Annotated in this window: 16 protein-coding genes and 1 pseudogene; 7 read left to right on the plus strand and 10 right to left on the minus strand. The window is 37.8% G+C overall.

Annotated features, from left to right (window positions below):
* Window positions 1-181 precede the first annotated feature (181 nt).
* The 7 genes from J2S08_RS20370 (at window position 182) to J2S08_RS20400 (ending at window position 10056) form a co-directional block, all read left to right on the plus strand.
* Window positions 182-1594 (plus strand): nicotinate phosphoribosyltransferase, encoded by a 1413-nt coding sequence (locus J2S08_RS20370; protein WP_307232842.1) that lies wholly within the window; start codon window positions 182-184, stop codon window positions 1592-1594.
* Between the two features lie 71 nt (window positions 1595-1665).
* Window positions 1666-2493: an ammonia-dependent NAD(+) synthetase gene (nadE, locus tag J2S08_RS20375; RefSeq protein WP_307232844.1), complete on the plus strand. Its 828-nt coding sequence runs from the start codon at window positions 1666-1668 to the stop codon at window positions 2491-2493.
* 359 nt (window positions 2494-2852) lie between these two features.
* A complete protein-coding gene (locus J2S08_RS20380; RefSeq protein ID WP_307232846.1) occupies window positions 2853-3806 on the plus strand; it encodes an AAA family ATPase in 954 nt (317 codons plus the stop codon).
* A 1-nt stretch (window position 3807) separates the two neighbouring features.
* Window positions 3808-5022 carry a DUF58 domain-containing protein gene (locus J2S08_RS20385; protein WP_307232848.1) on the plus strand — a complete coding sequence of 405 codons (1215 nt, stop codon included), beginning with the start codon at window positions 3808-3810 and terminating at the stop codon, window positions 5020-5022.
* Window positions 5019-7217 (plus strand): DUF4129 domain-containing transglutaminase family protein, encoded by a 2199-nt coding sequence (locus J2S08_RS20390; protein ID WP_307232850.1) that lies wholly within the window; start codon window positions 5019-5021, stop codon window positions 7215-7217. The genes J2S08_RS20385 and J2S08_RS20390 overlap by 4 nt, the downstream gene beginning before the upstream one ends.
* A 308-nt stretch (window positions 7218-7525) precedes the next feature.
* Window positions 7526-9079 (plus strand): glutamine-hydrolyzing GMP synthase, encoded by a 1554-nt coding sequence (guaA, locus tag J2S08_RS20395; RefSeq protein ID WP_307232852.1) that lies wholly within the window; start codon window positions 7526-7528, stop codon window positions 9077-9079.
* Window positions 9080-9792: 713 nt separating this feature from the next.
* Window positions 9793-10056 carry a hypothetical protein gene (locus J2S08_RS20400; protein ID WP_307232854.1) on the plus strand — a complete coding sequence of 88 codons (264 nt, stop codon included), beginning with the start codon at window positions 9793-9795 and terminating at the stop codon, window positions 10054-10056.
* A gap of 117 nt (window positions 10057-10173) precedes the next feature.
* Here J2S08_RS20400 and J2S08_RS20405 read toward each other — a convergent pair whose 3' ends face one another.
* The 10 genes and pseudogenes from J2S08_RS20405 to J2S08_RS20440 all read right to left on the minus strand — a co-directional run.
* Window positions 10174-11343, minus strand: a complete 1170-nt coding sequence (locus J2S08_RS20405) for an ISL3 family transposase (RefSeq protein WP_307232856.1) — start codon at window positions 11341-11343, stop codon at window positions 10174-10176.
* Complete coding sequence (locus J2S08_RS22685) at window positions 11273-11737, minus strand: transposase family protein (RefSeq protein ID WP_370875730.1); 465 nt, start codon at window positions 11735-11737, stop codon at window positions 11273-11275. The genes J2S08_RS20405 and J2S08_RS22685 overlap by 71 nt, the downstream gene beginning before the upstream one ends.
* Window positions 11738-12362: 625 nt before the next feature.
* Window positions 12363-12962, minus strand: coding sequence for a class I SAM-dependent methyltransferase (locus J2S08_RS20410; RefSeq protein ID WP_307232858.1), 600 nt, complete (start codon window positions 12960-12962; stop codon window positions 12363-12365).
* Between the two features lie 60 nt (window positions 12963-13022).
* Complete coding sequence (locus J2S08_RS20415; RefSeq protein ID WP_307232860.1) at window positions 13023-13985, minus strand: alpha/beta fold hydrolase; 963 nt, start codon at window positions 13983-13985, stop codon at window positions 13023-13025.
* Between the two features lie 159 nt (window positions 13986-14144).
* The gene (locus tag J2S08_RS20420) at window positions 14145-14768 is read right to left on the minus strand and encodes a TetR/AcrR family transcriptional regulator (RefSeq protein ID WP_307232862.1); all 624 of its coding nucleotides are present in this window, start codon (window positions 14766-14768) and stop codon (window positions 14145-14147) included.
* 120 nt (window positions 14769-14888) lie between these two features.
* Entirely contained in the window at window positions 14889-15191 is a 303-nt protein-coding gene (locus J2S08_RS22690; protein WP_370875731.1) for a DNA cytosine methyltransferase, read from the minus strand.
* Window positions 15192-15236: 45 nt separating this feature from the next.
* Window positions 15237-15417, minus strand: a pseudogene (locus J2S08_RS22695) (Arm DNA-binding domain-containing protein); the annotation flags it as partial.
* Window positions 15418-15830: 413 nt separating this feature from the next.
* On the minus strand, window positions 15831-16580 hold the full coding sequence (locus J2S08_RS20430) for an ABC transporter permease (RefSeq protein WP_307232864.1): 750 nt from the start codon (window positions 16578-16580) through the stop codon (window positions 15831-15833).
* On the minus strand, window positions 16577-17347 hold the full coding sequence (locus tag J2S08_RS20435) for an ABC transporter permease (RefSeq protein WP_307232866.1): 771 nt from the start codon (window positions 17345-17347) through the stop codon (window positions 16577-16579). The genes J2S08_RS20430 and J2S08_RS20435 overlap by 4 nt, the downstream gene beginning before the upstream one ends.
* Window positions 17344-18120, minus strand: a 777-nt coding sequence (locus J2S08_RS20440) for an ABC transporter ATP-binding protein (protein ID WP_307232868.1), incomplete at its 5' end; no start/stop codon positions are given. The genes J2S08_RS20440 and J2S08_RS20435, both read right to left, overlap by 4 nt.

The raw sequence follows: 18120 nt of genomic DNA on the forward strand, positions 1-18120 counted from the left end.
TACTCTTTTCAATCATGTACGGTTTTGAATCCACTAAACAAGTTTATATTATGTATCTTATGTTAGAATAACAGATAAAAGGAATTTTTTATACTAGTTTACGTTATTAGAGGAGTGACGATTTGTGAGACATTATGACGACGATAGTTTAAGTCTTCACACAGACTTATATTAAATAAACATGGCAAAAACTTATTGGAATGACGGCATTCATCACCGAAAAGCAGTATTTGAAGTTTTTTTTCGCAGAATGCCATTTAAAAATGGTTTCGCTGTATTTGCAGGCTTAGAACGAATTATCCAATACTTGACAGATTTTCGCTTTACAAAGAGTGATATTGATTACTTGCGAGAAACCCTGCTCTACGAGGAGGCATTTTTGGACTATTTAAGTGAATTATCATTTACAGGTACGATTCATTCAGTTAGTGAAGGTGAATTAGTGTTTGCAAATGAGCCAATTATAAGGGTAGAAGCAAGTTTAGCAGAAGCGCAGCTAATTGAAACAGCCATCCTTAATATTGTGAATTATCAAACGTTAATTGCGACAAAAGCAGCTAGAATGAAACAGGTTGTTGGCGAAGAGCTTCTACTGGAATTTGGATCGAGGCGTGCGCAGGAAATGGATGCAGCAATTTGGGGGACGAGAGCAGCATATATCGGCGGTTTTGATGCGACGAGTAATGTTAGAGCGGGAAAATTATTTGGAATACCAGTTGCTGGGACGCATGCTCATTCCATGATTCAAGCTTATCGGGATGAATATACTGCATTTCTCAAATATGCGGAAAGCCATCGAGACTGCGTTTTTCTTGTCGATACATATGATACATTAAAGACGGGAGTCCCAACGGCTATTCGGGTTGCGAAAGAGCTCGGTGACCGCATCAATTTTATTGGCATCCGCTTAGATAGTGGAGATATGGCATTTTTGTCAAAAAAAGCGCGAAAAATGTTAGATGATGCTGGATTTAAGGATGCAAAAATTGTCGCCTCTAGTGACTTAGATGAATATACGATCCTTCATTTAAAGTCCCAGGGCGCTAAAATTGATATTTGGGGAGTAGGAACGAAGCTCATTACTGCTTACGATCAACCAGCATTGGGAGCTGTCTATAAAATTGTGTCGATTGAGGATGAAAACGGAGAAATGCAAGATACAATTAAAATTTCCAGCAACACCGAAAAAGTTACAACACCCGGCAGAAAGAAAGTGTACAGAATCATTAATAAAATAACTGGCAAGGCAGAAGGCGATTATATTACACTATATGATGAATATCCAGAAGAGGAAAAGACGATTAAAATGTTTCACCCTGTTCATACATATGTCAGCAAATATGTATCTGATTTTGAGGCGAAACATTTATTAGCTCCTATTATCGTTGATGGTACACTTGTCTATGAGCTGCCAAAACTATCAAAAATAAAAAAAGATGTCCAAGAAAATCTACAGCTCTTATGGGAAGAATATAAGCGTTCCTTAAATCCAGAAGCATATCCTGTTGACCTTAGCCAGAAATGCTGGAATAATAAAATGCTGCATATAGACGAGGTAAAAAAGAAGATTGCGGAAATTGCCAAGAAGGATTGATTCGTGTTCATTCCAGGTTTAAACTTCAAGAATATAGGTTTGTCAAAGACAGTAATGAAGGAGTGTAAATAATGGATGACCTCCAGAAAAAAATCATCGCGGAGTTAAAGGTACAAGAAGATATTGATCCTCAAAAAGAAATCAGGAAAAGCATTGATTTTTTAAAAGCATATTTGCAAAAACACTCATTTTTAAATGGGTTTGTCTTAGGAATCTCAGGTGGACAAGATTCAACATTAGCAGGGAAGCTTGCGCAAATGGCAATTGAGGAATTAAGAATGGAGATGAAGGAGGACCGTTATACATTTATCGCCGTCTTACTTCCTTATGGAATACAAAAAGATGCAGAAGATGTAGAGGATGCAATTCATTTCATTCAGCCTGACGAAATACTTACGATCAATATTAAAAATGCTGTTGATGCTAGTGTATTAACTTTGCTGACTGCGGGCGTCGCATTATCTGACTTTGCGAAAGGAAATGAAAAAGCGAGAGAACGGATGAAGGTACAATATAGCATTGCAGCAATGAAAAACTGTGCAGTGCTCGGCACTGATCATGCAGCGGAGGCATTGACAGGCTTTTTTACGAAATATGGGGATGGAGGCTCTGATCTTGTTCCTTTATATCGCTTGAACAAGCGTCAAGGCAAATTACTTCTGCAAACACTGGGCTGTCCAAAACATTTATATGAAAAAGTTCCCACAGCTGATTTAGAGGACAATCGACCGCTGTTTTCAGATGAGGAAGCACTTGGTGTTTCCTATAAAGAAATCGATGATTATTTAGAAGGAAAAGCAGTGACTGAAAAAGCGAAGCAAACAATTGAATCGCTATATAAAAAGTCAATGCATAAACGCCATTTGCCAATTACAATTTTTGACGATTTTTGGAAATGATTAAATAGCATTTCCATCGCAAGTTACGTACTTGAAAATAGTCGAACCTTAATGAGATGATCCAGTCGTTTGAATTTCCACTTTATCATCTTTTCGATGATGTACACTTACGGTAAAAAAAGCACTTCTTCATTCTACTATTAATAGATTTTATCGCTTCTTTAAAATAAATATTGGTGAGGAGCGACAGTTTTATTAGATTTTCTTTATGACACTTCATGATACAACATGTTTGTATCATGAAGAAGCTTTGCTAATAGTGAGGTAGAAATTTTTTTCGTCCTCTCTAGAGATAGAAGCAAAAATAAGATTCGTATAGAGATTCACAGGCGGATAAAAGTGTGTAGGGAGAGAGTTAGATGTTGGAAGAAATGCAGCCCGAGTTGCGGAAGGTAATTTGTAACATTGAGAAGGTAATGATTGGAAAAAGAGAGGTGGCAGAACTTAGTCTTGTCGCTTTGCTTGCTGGTGGACATGTTCTTTTAGAGGACGTTCCGGGGGTCGGTAAGACTATGATGGTTCGTGCTTTAGCGAAGTCTTTAAATGCTGATTTTAAAAGGATTCAATTTACACCTGATTTATTGCCTTCTGATGTCATTGGCGTTTCAGTATATAATCCAAAAGAAATGGAATTTCAATTTCGACCAGGTCCGATTATGGGAAATATTATTTTAGCTGATGAAATTAATCGTACGTCGCCAAAAACGCAATCAGCACTACTAGAAGGAATGGAAGAAGCAAGTGTCACAATTGATGGGAAGACTAGAAAGCTGGAGAGCCCATTTTTTGTTATGGCTACACAAAATCCAATTGAATATGAGGGCACGTATCCTTTGCCAGAAGCACAATTAGACCGATTTCTGCTAAAAATGAAAATGGGATATCCAGATCCATATGAAGAGGTCGAAGTTCTAACGAGAATACAAAAGAAAACGCCAATTGATGAGCTTTTGCCGGTTTTAACATTAGAAGAAATGCAAAAGTTGCAAAAACAAGTAAGAGATGTCTTTGTAGAAGAAAGCTTGAAGCATTACATAGTCGAGCTTGCAAATAAAACAAGGCAGCACCCAAAAGTTTACTTAGGAGTAAGCCCTCGCGGCTCCATCGCATTAATGAAAGCAGTGCAAGCGTATGCTTTTTTATATGGACGTGATTATGTGCTTCCAGATGACGTACAGTACCTTGCTCCTTTTGTTTTTTCTCACCGGCTTATTTTAAAACCAGAAGCGAAATATGAAGCCGTTACGCCAGAAGACATTGTGGAAAAAATCGTTTCCTCAACACATGTGCCAGTGAAAAAGGCGGCAGAATGAAATGGGGAAAGGGCTTAAAAGAGCGAAAATGTTAACAAGGCTAGTGTTGATAAGCTTATTATTAGGGCTTACATTCTCTTATGCGATGTTTCAAGGAGGCTTTGTAAGCTGGTTTTTGTTTTATAGTTTTTTACCTTTTGGATTGTATTCTTTGCTCATTTTTATTTATCCTCTTCATACTTTAGATGGGGAACGGATATTCGAAAAAAGTGAATACCACGCTGGTGAAACCTTAACAGTATCCATTAACCTGGAAAGGCGTTTCCCTTTGCCGCTGTTTTTTATGATGACAATGGATCAAATGCCGACAGACATGTTAAAAACGACACCATTATGGAAAATAAAACAAATGCATTTTCCTGGTTTTAAAAAAAAGCTTCATTTTGATTATAAGATTCCGTCATTGCCCCGGGGTGAGCATCAATTTAATAAACTCCATATCACGATTGGAGATCCAATTGGACTAATGAAGAAAGAGAGAACAATGCATTTGCCGAAAAAAATTCTTGTATTTCCCGCTTTACTTGACCTTCATTATCCTATGAAAGAAAGCCGATATGATAAAGGAGCGGCAGTCAATCAGCTTCATTTTGAAAAGGACACGACTATCGTGACAGGTACGAGACAATATCAGTATGGAGATAGGTTCTCGTGGATTGATTGGAAGGCAACAGCGCGTACGAATGAGATGATGACAAAGGAATTTGAAGAAACTAGATCTCATGAAGTTTTTCTCTTATTAGATTGTTCTCATTCTGTACATTTTGAATGGATGGTCACATTTTCAGCTTCGCTTTTGCATGCTTTTTTAAAAAAAGGTAGTGAAGCAGGATTATTTACAAGTGGAAAACAAGCAGGCTATTTTCCAGCTCGGGGCGGGGAACAGCAGCTTACAAACATATTGCACCATCTAGCAAAGGTTAAACCAGATGGGGAAATGACATTGGATCAACTACTTGAGAAGGAGTGGAAGCTGCCACAGCCATTAGATACATCGATGATTGTAACATCTAGTTTGTCCCGCAGTTTCATTAAAGCGATTTATCATATGAAAAAAAGCGGGGGAACGATGATCTATTTATTGAAATCGAATGGCATGACGCTTTCACAAGAAGAAAGAATCGCCAAAGGAACAGCTGCTCAACACGGCATCAATGTATTCGTCTTACAGGAGGAGGATTTCCAGCCTAGGTTTATGGAGGTGGAAACAACATGATCATCCAAAAGAAAGACAGGGATCTGTACAAGCTTTTGCTTTATGTACTTGGCTTCTTACTCTTATGGGAATGGCTTCATCCAGTTAATGAAATTACCGATACAGGGAATGTTCATTTCTTTATTCTGTTTGCAGCCATTTGTTTTTTCCTCTATTATTTTGATGCTTCTTGGGTGTTTGGCACAATCACGAAAGGAATATTTATCCTTTTAGTGTTGCATCACTTATATTTTAATATGCCTTTATTTAGGATGCAGTGGCTGGAGTTGTTTTTTCAAGAAGTATGGATAAACCTATTAAAGATTGTTAATTTTGAGTGGTACAGGTTATCAGATATCTTTCGCAGTCTTTTATTTTTTATTTTATTATGGTTGATCATTTACCTAATCCAATATTGGATAACGGTAAAAAAACAAATCTTTATTTTTTATGTGATGACCATTTTATATATCACGGTGCTTGATACGTTTACTTTGTATAATGGAAAGTTTGCCATCATTCGTACAGTAATCGTTGGCTTCAGTTTGCTCGGCATCCTTTACTTTATAAGATTATCGGAAAAAGAACATCTTTATGAAGATAAATCGTTATTATACCAATGGTTGAAACCACTTCTCTTAATGATTGCAGGGGCGGCTTTCTTTGCCTATGTGCTGCCAAAAGCTGGTCCTATTTGGCCTGACCCTGCTCCAATGATTCAATCTGCTTCGGAAAGCAGCAGCAAGCAGCAAATAAAAAAAGTTGGCTATGGAGAGGACGACAGCAAATTAGGAGGCCCCTTTGAACAGGATAATCGAATTGTTTTTGAAGCAATCGTGCCAGTGAAGCAGTATTGGCGCATTGAGACGAAAAATATCTATACGGGAAAAGGATGGCTTTCAAATAATTCAAAGCAAGCGCATGATTTTATGCAAGATGATGTCGTTCCATTAAACATCCATACAGAAAAGAATGAAATAGTAAATGAGGCGTCGCTTGTTTTTCAAGAAAGATATCCCCATATTGTATATCCATATGGAATTGAAAAAATTAGTACAAATGAGGATGTGTTCTTTTCGCTCGATGATTTCTTAGAGAAAATCACGCCAATATCTCACCAAGACGGCAGCAAAGTAGCACTAGAAGCTTATACAATTCAATATCGCAAGCCAATTTTTAGTGTAACAAAGATGTCTGAGGTTAAAGATATAGAAGAAGCGTTCAAGCAATCAGCGTTTTACTTGCAGCATATCGATTTGCCAAATGAGCTTCCTGATCGTGTTTATCAGCTAGCAGAGGAAATAACAAAAGATAAAGATAATTGGTTTGACAAAGTAAAGGCAGTTGAAAAATATTTTAAAACAAGTAACTTCGTATATGATCAGCAAAATGTAGCAATGCCTAAAGAGAATGAGGATTACGTAGACCAATTTCTATTTGAAACGCAGCAAGGCTATTGTGATAATTTCTCTACTTCTATGGTTGTTTTATTACGAACAATCGGCATACCTGCTCGCTGGGCAAAAGGGTATACGGCAGGGACACGTATCAATATGTCAGGGGCAGAAAGGGTTTATAAAATTACGAATAATAATGCACATTCTTGGGTTGAGGTGTTTTTCCCGAATGTTGGATGGGTTCCGTTTGAACCGACGAAGGGCTTTGACAACAACGCCTCATTTGATTATGATTTTATCAATCAGAAAGAGGAATTAATTACAGAGCTTGAGGAACAGAAACAGCAAGAGCAAATGCCTAAGGAAAGAAAAAAAGAGATGTTGGGAGAAGACAAACAGACGGCAGCTGCTTCTCCAAGTGTTTGGAAACAAGCGAAGGAAAAAATGACAGCTAACTGGTGGAAAATCGTTGCTTTGTTATTCGTCATTTTGATAATAGGATTCTGGATCTATCGGATTAGGAGTAAATGGATACCTCCTTTACTAATCTATACCTATCGAAAGAAGCATGACCCAAGCACCTTTATAAAGGCATATATTGTACTGCTTAAGCAGCTTGACCGAATTGGTCTGTCTCGCGAGGAGGGGCAAACATTAAGAGATTATGCTCACCGGATTGATCGTTACTTTGGAACAACATTGATGAGTGAACTAACAGCAGAATACGAACACTATCTTTATAGCGGTAAGCAAACGACATTTGACTGGTGTGGGCAATATCCGAAATGGAAAGAATTAATGAAAAAAACAGCAGGTTGACCAGTATTTTAATCAGGTTTAAAATAAAGTGATGCTTCCTATCCAAATACACATAAAAAAGTTCAGCTTGTACAGTAGGATTAGAAAATTGGCCTCTATACAATAAAGGGGATGGCGATTTTGATATCCTGCAGCCGACCGAACTTTCGTTTTTTGATAGGAATAGAAATTAGGAAAAAACCGTCTACGAAAGAGCGCTCTCTATAGCTAGAATTCACTTTTTGATGTAATTCTAGCTATTTTTCAATCATCTAAAAACACATGTTATTGCTGATGATCGCACACTATAATAAATGAGGTGACCCTTTTTGACTGAGAAAACAGAATTTTATCATCAAGAAAAAGTAATTGTGTTAGATTTCGGAAGTCAGTATAATCAATTGATTACAAGACGAATACGGGAAATTGGCGTATACAGCGAACTTCATCCTCATACGATTACTGCGGAAGAATTAAAAGCCATGAATCCAAAGGGGATTATATTATCCGGGAGTCCTAAAAGTGTGAACGGAGAAGGCGCTTATGAATGCGATGAGAAGTTGTTTGATCTCGGAATTCCGATGTTGGGAATTTGCTATGGGATGCAGCTTATGTCTAAAAGATTTGGCGGCGAAGTAGAATCAGCACGACAACGTGAATATGGAAAGGCGTCTATTGAAGTTCAAGGCTCACCTGTTATATTTGAAGGCTTGCCCGAAAATCAGAGCGTATGGATGAGTCATGGCGACTTAGTCATTAAGACACCTAAAGGCTTCTCTATCGATGCGGTCAATCCATCATGTCCAATTGCTGCGATAAGTAATGAAGAGAATAGATTGTACGGTGTTCAATTTCATCCAGAAGTAGGACATTCTGTACATGGACAAGCAATACTGGAAAACTTCGTCTTAAAGATTTGTGGCTGTAAAGCTGATTGGTCGATGGAAAACTTTATTGAAGTAGAGACAGAACATATTCGCCAAGTAGTTGGCCAAAAGAAAGTGATTTGTGCCTTGAGCGGAGGTGTTGATTCATCTGTTGTAGCAGCGTTAATCCACAGGGCGATTGGTGATCAATTGACGTGTATATTTGTTGACCATGGCTTGCTGCGAAAAGGAGAGGCAGAGAGTGTCATGGAGACATTTGCCGATCGTTTTCACATGAATGTGATAAAGGTGGATGCACAAGAACGGTTCCTTTCTAAATTGGCAGGAGTAACAGACCCAGAAAAAAAACGTAAAATTATCGGCAATGAATTTATTTATGTTTTTGATGATGAAGCAGAAAAACTGGAAGGAATTGAGTTTTTAGCACAAGGCACACTGTATACAGATATTATTGAAAGCGGCACGGCCACTGCGCAAACAATTAAGTCACACCATAATGTTGGCGGTCTTCCTGAAGAAATGGAATTTACTTTAATTGAGCCACTAAAAGCATTGTTTAAAGACGAAGTGCGTGAGTTGGGGAAAGAGCTCGGCCTTCCTGATGACATTGTTTGGCGCCAACCGTTTCCAGGCCCTGGTCTAGGTATTCGTGTCCTTGGAGAAATCACGAAAGAGAAGCTTGAAATTGTTCGGGAATCGGATTTCATTTTACGTGAAGAGATAAAGAAAGCGGGCTTAGACCGAGATATTTGGCAATATTTCACTGTCCTTCCTGGCATTAGAAGCGTTGGTGTGATGGGAGATGCACGCACATATGATCACACAATCGGTATTCGTGCAGTCACATCAGTTGATGGGATGACTTCTGATTGGGCAAGGATTCCGTGGGAAGTACTTCAAGTCATTTCAACTCGGATTGTGAATGAGGTTCCACATGTGAACAGAGTGGTTTACGACATTACGAGTAAACCGCCTGCAACGATAGAGTGGGAATAATTCACTAAGAGCATTTGAAGTGAAAACATTGATTTGACTGCATTTCGATGGTACGTAAAATGGATAAAATAATCAAAAATGAATAGGTTCTCCGCCAAGATTCCGCCAGGGGAAACGAGGACATGAGAGAGATATTGTATAAAAGCAATATCTCTTTTTTTGTTTCCTATTTATTTTGAAGTCACTGTTTATCAGGGTTTTTGTACATTATCTATTAGAAAGTGTGATCAAGCATTAAAAAATTTATTAGCACACGTAAGCGACCTTTGAAGGCTTTTCTCCGCCAAAATGTCGTTTTTTTAGTTGTGACTAAACTTTGGAGTGGTAGAAGATGAAATATAACATTATCTTCTATGCTGATCCACCGTGGCAATATCGATAAAGTAAAGGACAAGGTGTGGCAGAAAATCATTATCGTACATATAAGGCGGATATGCTGTTTTATGCAGCTTATTCCACACATGTGGAGTGCTGTGTTTCGCTCGTTAGGGAGTAGCCATTTAATTAAGAGCGGTATTTACCTACTGTTTAAGCCCGACATTACTAAGCAATCGTTTTTTTGTGTATTTGGAGTAGTGTATTGCAGTGTGGTCATCCATTGGAAAAGTGTGCATTTGCGCTAACCTGCTATAATATTTGTGTAGTCTTATTCAAGATAAAGTTATATGTGGACTTGTATCGTTTTACAGTAATCTATGTTGGGAGATAGTATGATGTTGATAAGAGGTAGTGTGGATAAGTACGACAGGGAGACTTCGCAACATATTGTTGCGTACTTGGATATACTAGGGATTGCAGAAAGAATGAAGGCAGGGTACGAATGCCAAAATCTTGCGATGAACAAGCTTCATAACTTATATACTTTAAGCAAATTGATATGGAAGGATACAGTGATATTAGGTTCAAAATATTTTCCGATAATATTATTATCGTTAAGAAATTGTCGGAGCAGTCGGATAAACGGCTTCTCGATATAAAAGTGTTATTAGATTGCGTTGCAAGTTATAAATGTCAACTAAATTATGGCTCTTACGCAATGTTGGGGAATAATCACCTGTTGCTAAAGTAAGTAATGAAATCACTTTTTTAAAATACTATTTAGAAACGTACAATACACGTATACGCAAGAGTTCAAAACTTGCTCGTCCATACATCATTCGTTTAATCATCTTTAATCGGTTTACATGACCCTCTACAAATCCATTGCTATCCTCAAAAGAACATGCATGGAGAGTCGACGGAAAATCAATGAGTAATCGATTAATAAATGTTTTTGCTAGGGGATCTTCACGGCTTTTTTCGTACAAAATAAGCTCTCGTAAATGCTCTTTATCACGGTTTGAAATCGCTTCTCGAAATCCCTGAATAAAAGCGAAATAGGGACGTAATGCTGGGTATTTTTTAAGAACATGATTAACGAGCGCTCTATCTTTCTCTGTTGAAGAAAATGTCCATTGCCATAAAGCACGGCGAATTTCCCTTCTCGTATAATAAGCTGATGGCCTAAGCGTTTGTCCTTGTTTCCGTTTTTTTCGAACATCCGTAACCAACACCCGTACTGAACCATAAGATCCTTTGTATCCTTGCTTCGTTATCGTATCGTATATCTCTTTTACAGTATGTCCTTTTATTTCTAAAGATAAAACGGCCTCTGTCCAAGCATCAATCGGTTTTAGACGTTTTTGTCGTTCACCAGTTCCTGGATTTTCCTTCAAGAGATCTGCCTTTGCAGTTCGCCGATCGATGTTCATAATTGCAGCGATCCGTTGGAGTGAATATCCTTCTTTTTTTAATTTTTTAACTTGAAGTGCTCGTTCCCATTTTTTCTCTACGTTTTGTTTTCTACGTTTCTCCTGTTTGGTTAATGGTCGCGGGGAAGGTGGAGAAGATTGATTATCGTCTTTTAATAGACGTAGTGGAAGCACTTTTTGTATGATCCGATCATGCAATGTCCATAGATTTTGGATAAGATGAAAGCGATCGTGAATTTGGATCGCGGGTGGAAGAACCTGGTCTATCACTTCCCGAAAACGAGCGAAACGGTCTCTAGAAATTCTTTGAATGGGTGGATAGTTTCTCAGCCATGACTTCAGTGTCTCAATTGTACGATCAGGTAATAGGTCAATCGGTTGAGAGGTAAGCGCGTCACAAATAATGACCCCGTATCGCTGCCGTTTTTTGAAGGCAAAATCGTCAATTCCAACGAAAGGGACTCTCCTTCTTTGGAAGAGGTGTCCGGTAGACAAGACGTAATAAAGAGTCATGACTAATTGACATGCCTAATGTTCGGCATACTTTTTCTGCCTGGACTGCATTGGTAGAGAACACTACTGCCCGAAGAGCGTCTTCCATCCGTTGAGTACGCCTACGATGAGGGGCTATCCAAGGCAATCGTTCTGTAAACACTCGTCTTTTACATTTATTATTTTGACAGAACCATTTATGAGATTTTACATAAATAATGACCTGACGTGCTTCCAAAGGAAGGTCTGAAATTTTACGCATATATGTGCTGTGACGTTTAAAGGTACGCTTGCCACATTGGGGACACGAGGCAGAAGATGAAGAAAGAAAAGCGACGAACTCCACACGGTCAGATTTATCTACTACCGAAACTACTTCGAGACGGGAATCTAGCCGTTTTAGTAGATTCTTCATGAGAATACACGTCCTTTTTCTTTTAGTTATTATATTCCAATTATATCTTAGAATAAGCCTCACTAAAAGTGCGTAAGAGCCATTTTTAAGTTAGCATTTCTACAAGTTTCCAATGTTCAGCGGTTAAAGACAGTGTTGGGTGGCTTGTTCGTGTAGGAATTTCAATAGGCGAGTTATTTATTGATGAAACTATGGTATGGGGAGAAGGGCTTCTTAAAGCATACGATCTTGAGAGTAATTCAGCCATATACCCTAGAATATTGTTGGATTCAAGTTTGCTTAGGCATATTGGTTCAGACAAAGAATTAAACGAGTATGTACAACAAGACTTTGATAATTTGTACTTCTTAAATTACTTGCCATAAAAAAAGACGTCCAAATGAATGAACGCCTTTACAGTAATAGCGGTTTTATCTTATAGAATTTAACTAAGTTTGAATATTTCGGTAACAGAATTCAACAAGTATTTGATTAGGTGCAAATTGCACTTTTTATTTTATTCTATATAGCTTGGTATACGTTTAGATTAAGTTTTTCTCAATCAATACGCCCATAAATTAAACAAATAGTCAGATAAACAGACAGACTTTTATGGTATAAAAGTATTTTATAATTAAAGAAATACTTATGGTCTAGCCCATATCAGATATAAATAACCTCCTAAGTAACGTTCTTCCCGAATGAGTTTTAAATTAGACTTTTTTACTATTTCAGTAATATTTCTGTCTTGGTGGCACCCTACTAGCTTTAGAGCTAAAGGATTCGAGAGTTTTTGCACCCATCCCACAGTTTTGTTTGTACAAATTCCATGCTCTAACAAAAGAATTTTTCCTTCTGGCTTACACCACTTTTGAAAATTATTCAGAACATGGATAGGGTCTTGATAAGCACATAAACTTGCAGATGATATGATAGTATCAAAGCTGTTTGTGCTTAGCTCAACAGTTTCAACATCTTCTTGTATAAATGTTGTTTTAAAAGGATAATTTTTTGCAGCATTCCGTGCTGTTTTTAGCATTTCATGGCTAAAGTCTATTCCTGTCAATTCAATATTTCTGTTATAGTAGGGGAAATTAAGTCCAGAACCAATTGAAACTTCTAATACTTTTCCTTCAGCTTCTTGAAAAATTCGTTGACGAAACTTATAAGCATGATTATTTTTTCGTCGTTTATTATATTTCTTTGCTTGCTTATCAAATTTTTGAATTAATGATTGCCGATCCATACCATCCCTCTATTCCGCCATTCAGATCAGTTTAAGACCTGGATGATCCATCATATTTATCTATTCAGATGTACATTCTTCATGTGTATTAATTAAGTCAATTAAATTCCTGATTGCTTCAACCACTTCATCTGGACAATCTGTATGGATCGTGGTATGTCCAGCACTTTTGAGGATACGATTTTCTCCACGCGGAACGGAATTTGCTAATTTTGTGTAAACAGTATTTTTAATATTGTTGAAAGGATCAAGTGTATCACGCAGAAATGATTTACTCGTGATCGGAGTCATGAACGGGTCGATTCCCATCGCTGTAAATACGATCAATGGGATTTCAGGCAAGTTTCCTCCTTTACGTATCTCTTCATAGAGTTCGCTGTTTAAGTTTTTTCTTTCTGTCATCGTTTTTGACAATGTCTTGAGATGATATTCAATTAGTGATTCACGAATTTCGTCTGGCCAAGTTGCAAACATTTGATTAAACAAAACACGAAAAGACTTTTTGTAAGTTAAAAGTGCCCGAAGGATAATAAAACTCTGCTGAAAAAGATAACGTTTTTTAAACTTTGGTGTATTGGTGAGAAAGTCCTCGTGAGGCGGTTCTAGCAAAATCATCCCAGCTACCTCATCTGGAAATCGTTGTGCATACCGATGTGCGTAAATTCCTCCTAACGAGTGACCGACGAATAGATAGGGAGCCGGAACACCAGCAGTATGCAATACATTCCGCAATTCATCGGTGACCTCAAGGGCACTTCGAGGGAGCTTAACGTGATCGCTCCAGCCTGTTCCTGATCGATCATAAATCACTGACGTCGCACACTGACTAATTTTATGATGGATATTTAGGTAATCAAGTCCGACCATCCCAGCAGCTGGGATGAAAACTACTGAAGGACTTCCAGACCCAGAACGATTGAGCCACAAACGACGTCCCCCAACATTGTAGAAACTTCCAATCAGTGACTCACTGTCTAAAGAACCAGACTTATCAACTCGTTGTTTCTCTGTATGAATTATCATTCGAGACCTCCTATAGTTATTGTTTTTCATGTATCAATAGAATACTAATTCAAAAGAGCCTTTTACAATTTCTTTACTAACATAGAGAAAGTGTTATATTCTCACTTTATGGGAACACATAGTAACTCCTTTCCCGAGTAATTAGGTAGTCGGATACATTCATTTATAAAATATTTCCTTAAGTTCATTAAGATAACCATCTAGATCTGTAAGCACCTTGTCATAATCTAATTCAGTAAATTCTAAGTTCCGAAGATCTTCCAGAATCTGATTTGTAAAACCAACATTCGCCCAAAAAATAACCCGTTTGCATCTTTCAAGGTTCAATCCTTCTCTGAATTTAGTTTCATCAACAATTTCAAACATTTCCTCTTGGCATCGTGATAGCTTTTCATTCACTTTTCCTTCTAGATTTTTATTGATTTCATCGGAATTTGTCATGCCAGTAATCTTAATAAAATCAAATATCCAAGGATGCTGTTGTAGTAACTCAATCTGGAGTATATAGGATTGTCGAAGCCTTTCAAAAATATCTTTTTCATTAAAATTCATTAAATCAAGATATTCTTTATTAATCATGTCAGTGCAATAATCATAAAGGAATAAAAAAAGATCCTTTTTACTATTTATATAGTGGAACATGAGTCCCTTTGAAATACCTGCCTCTTTTGCGATAACATTCGTTGAGGCATCATCAAATCCCTTCATGGAAAATTCTTTTAGTGCAGCATTTAAAATAACATCTCTTCTTTTGGGTTCCAGATTCAAAATCTTTAAATGCATGATAACCACCTTTGCGGATTTATTTAATTGATCTGTTAGGTCAATAAAATTATAACGCGATTTACCTATAAGGTAAATCAGTTAAATTAGGAAAATATAAAATGATTTAGTAACGTTTTTCTAAACAGCAATAACTGGATAAGAACTTTTTGTTGCACAACTCTTATCATCGATAACTCGTAGCATTTGATAGGAAAAACTCAATTGACTCCCTGTAAGACCTTCACGTTTATCGATATTTGATAAATTCTGACAAGGAGAACTAAATATGAATAGATGATAGCCATCTTTTTTGGTAATACTTCCCCAGATGGAGGCATATGAGGAAAGTGTCGTTTTGTAATAGATACAGATGCTTTTCTCTATCTCACTTGTCCACGTTGGTGTAATTCCATAACGAGAAGTGGAGAGGGGGGAAGACACCTATTCCATCAAAAAGACTTCCCAATTTTAAATTTGTGATATAATAATTTTGTCCTTGTTTTCCACTAAATTCTTCTGGTTTCAAAAGCAATAGCTTTGAGTATTCTTCTCTTGCTTCTTTCTTAATAGTTAATCCACTACGATATTTTTGAATCTTTTTCCCTTTAGAATCATATCCTAGCTTTGCACGAAAATAGTAAGTACCATTTGTTGCTTTTTTCGGGTCTTAGCCATTGTTTGAAAAGAAGATGGCTTCATCGTTCTCACCCCCCTTCTTGTCATGAAAGGAAGTGAGCGATGCTCTTTTGTCTCCCTTTGCACTAAGTCCCGACACGAAAGGGCTGTCAGTTGCATTTCTGGTAAAAAAACTTTTAAAAAAGTTTTTAGCAAACAAAAAAACACATAAGCAGATTGTTCAATCTGTATATGTGTTTTACTAATTCGTTCCATATGTCCTAAAAAACCACATGTATCCAATATAGGTGGATAACCTTTTTTGACAAGATTTCTAAAAGCAAATATTGTTGCATAACAATATATTGCAATTGGCATGAAGAAATCTAATGAAATGAAGGAATGATTGTTTCTCCATCTCTACAAATTTATTTCCTTATTTTGTCTAAGTGATGAAACCTAAACTTAGGCATCTCGTTTACGGTAAAATACAATAGCTACTGTAATAAAGATTAGTGTCCATAACATTAAAATACCTGTCCCTTGCATTGGTGTAAGGACATTTATTTCATCAGAGGAAGGCGGCATATACATATAATATCCTGCCGTATCCGGAAAATATTTAGGTAGAAAATCTCTCGTCAATGGACTGACAACGAAATAATAACCAAGCAGTATCACTAAAGCAGGAGTGGTTCGTCTTAGTAAAGCACCTATAGCTGCACTGAGAAGTGTGGTTAATGTTAGATAGCCTGTTGCACCTACTAATGTTTTTATCATTGTGTCTATTTCAAACCCTACTGATGTGTCTCTCATCATAATAAAAGCATATAGTACACCTGATGCAGCAATAATAAACGCTACAGGAATGGTTATAATTGCCAATGACAAATACTTCGTGGATAATTGAAACCCACGCCAAGGTATCGTAGTTAAAGTAGTTCGAATCTGTCCACCAGTATACTCCGAACAAGTAGCTAAGATACCAAGAATAATGAACCCTGCTTGAAGATAGCCCATAGAAGCAAGTCCTATATTCAGTATACTTTGCGTTCCTGCTGCCCCTTGTAGACCAGCAGAAGTAAAAGCTGCGGCTAAAACTAAATTAAGAATGAATGTACCCATAAGAGTGAACCATATCAATGGCAATGTAACTAATTTATCTAGTTCAGCACCAAGGATTTGTGTTATCTTTCTACTAGATGAGACACTCATGATGCAACGTCCCTCCTATGGAATATAATAGCTGCAACAATGAATAAAACGGCTACCCAAGCAAACATGACTAAACCGCCTGTGAACGGGGTGTGAAATCTGTCGAGAATGGCGTTAGATCTGTCGTTAAAAGACATAAACATTTCAAGACCAGCCCTATCTGGTAAGTAAAACGCCAGCTTTGTAACCTTAGAAAGCAGGATACTAAATGATACAACAGATGAATTTATTATGAGCACAGCAAGCGGAATAATGCCATTCTTAGTTAGAACAGTAATCCCAAATGCTAAAAGAGCAGTGAATGTCCAGTAACAAACTACACCGATAAGTCTAGACCATTCAAATACAGGGGCATATTCACCAAGAATAAGATGCGTCGCTGATACTGTTGTCATCATAGCAACAATACAAAGCAGTATGCTGATCACTGTCACAGCGCCTGCTTTTGCCAGCAAAAAATGAAGTCGGGATGGAACAACAGTTAAACTTGTTGTAATCTGTTGTCCTCCACCAGATTCACTGCTCTCTGTCAAATACTCACTGCTGACAGCAAGCACACCAAGAATAACGGCACCTTGCACACCAAAACCTAATCCAATATAGCCAACTTCCGATAGCCGTGCGCTAACTCCAGCTATAATCTCCTCTTTTTCTGCTATACTGTCCAAGGCAGCAAAGACCGCTGGGGCAAACGCACCAATAAGAAAGGCTAGCCAAATGCCCGGTAGGGAGAACAATTTAGATAGTTCCGCGTTGAATGCTCTCATACAACATCACCTGCATTTTCAGATGTCAGGGCAAAAAAGGCTTTCTCTAGCGTGGAATGGTTACCTATTACTTCTTCCAATGTTCCATCTGCAACGATTTTTCCATGCTTAATAATCACCACATCATCAACAGTCTCTGCAAGCTCTCCCATTAGATGACTGGATAGTAACACCGTGTTTCCAGACTCAGCACGTTCACGTAAAAATGTCCGAATCCAACGAATTCCTTCTGGGTCGAGCCCGTTTACGGGTTCATCTAAAACCAATATTTTTGGATCACCAAGTAGTGCAGCTGCCATTCCGAGTCTTCTCCCCATGCCAAGGGAATAATTTCCAACGCTTTTACCAGCTGCATTAGTAAGACCTACTATTTCCAGAACTTCCTCGACACGTGAGCGAGACAATCCTGCGGCACGAGCAATCCAACGCAAGTGTGCCCGTCCTGTTCGCATACGATGAGCTCCAAATCCATCAAGTGCAGCACCTATTGTTGCGAGAGGATTATGTAATTCTGTGAATGGCTTTCCATTAATTAGTGCACTCCCTGAGGTGGCACGATCTAATCCAAGCAGGATGCGAAGTGTAGAACTTTTACCTGCCCCATTTGGACCTAAAAAACCAGTTACTCTACCTGGTCTAGCTTTAAAACTGATACCTGATAAGATTTCTTGAGTTCCGCGATATTTGACTAAGTTATTAATTGTAAGCAACCATAACACTTCCTTTCTGTTATGGTTCTCATTATAAAGAAGCAAAGTTACATCTCGGTTATC

This window comes from Bacillus chungangensis (assembly GCF_030812995.1).
In the GTDB taxonomy this organism is placed as follows: domain Bacteria; phylum Bacillota; class Bacilli; order Bacillales; family Bacillaceae_C; genus Bacillus_CF; species Bacillus_CF chungangensis.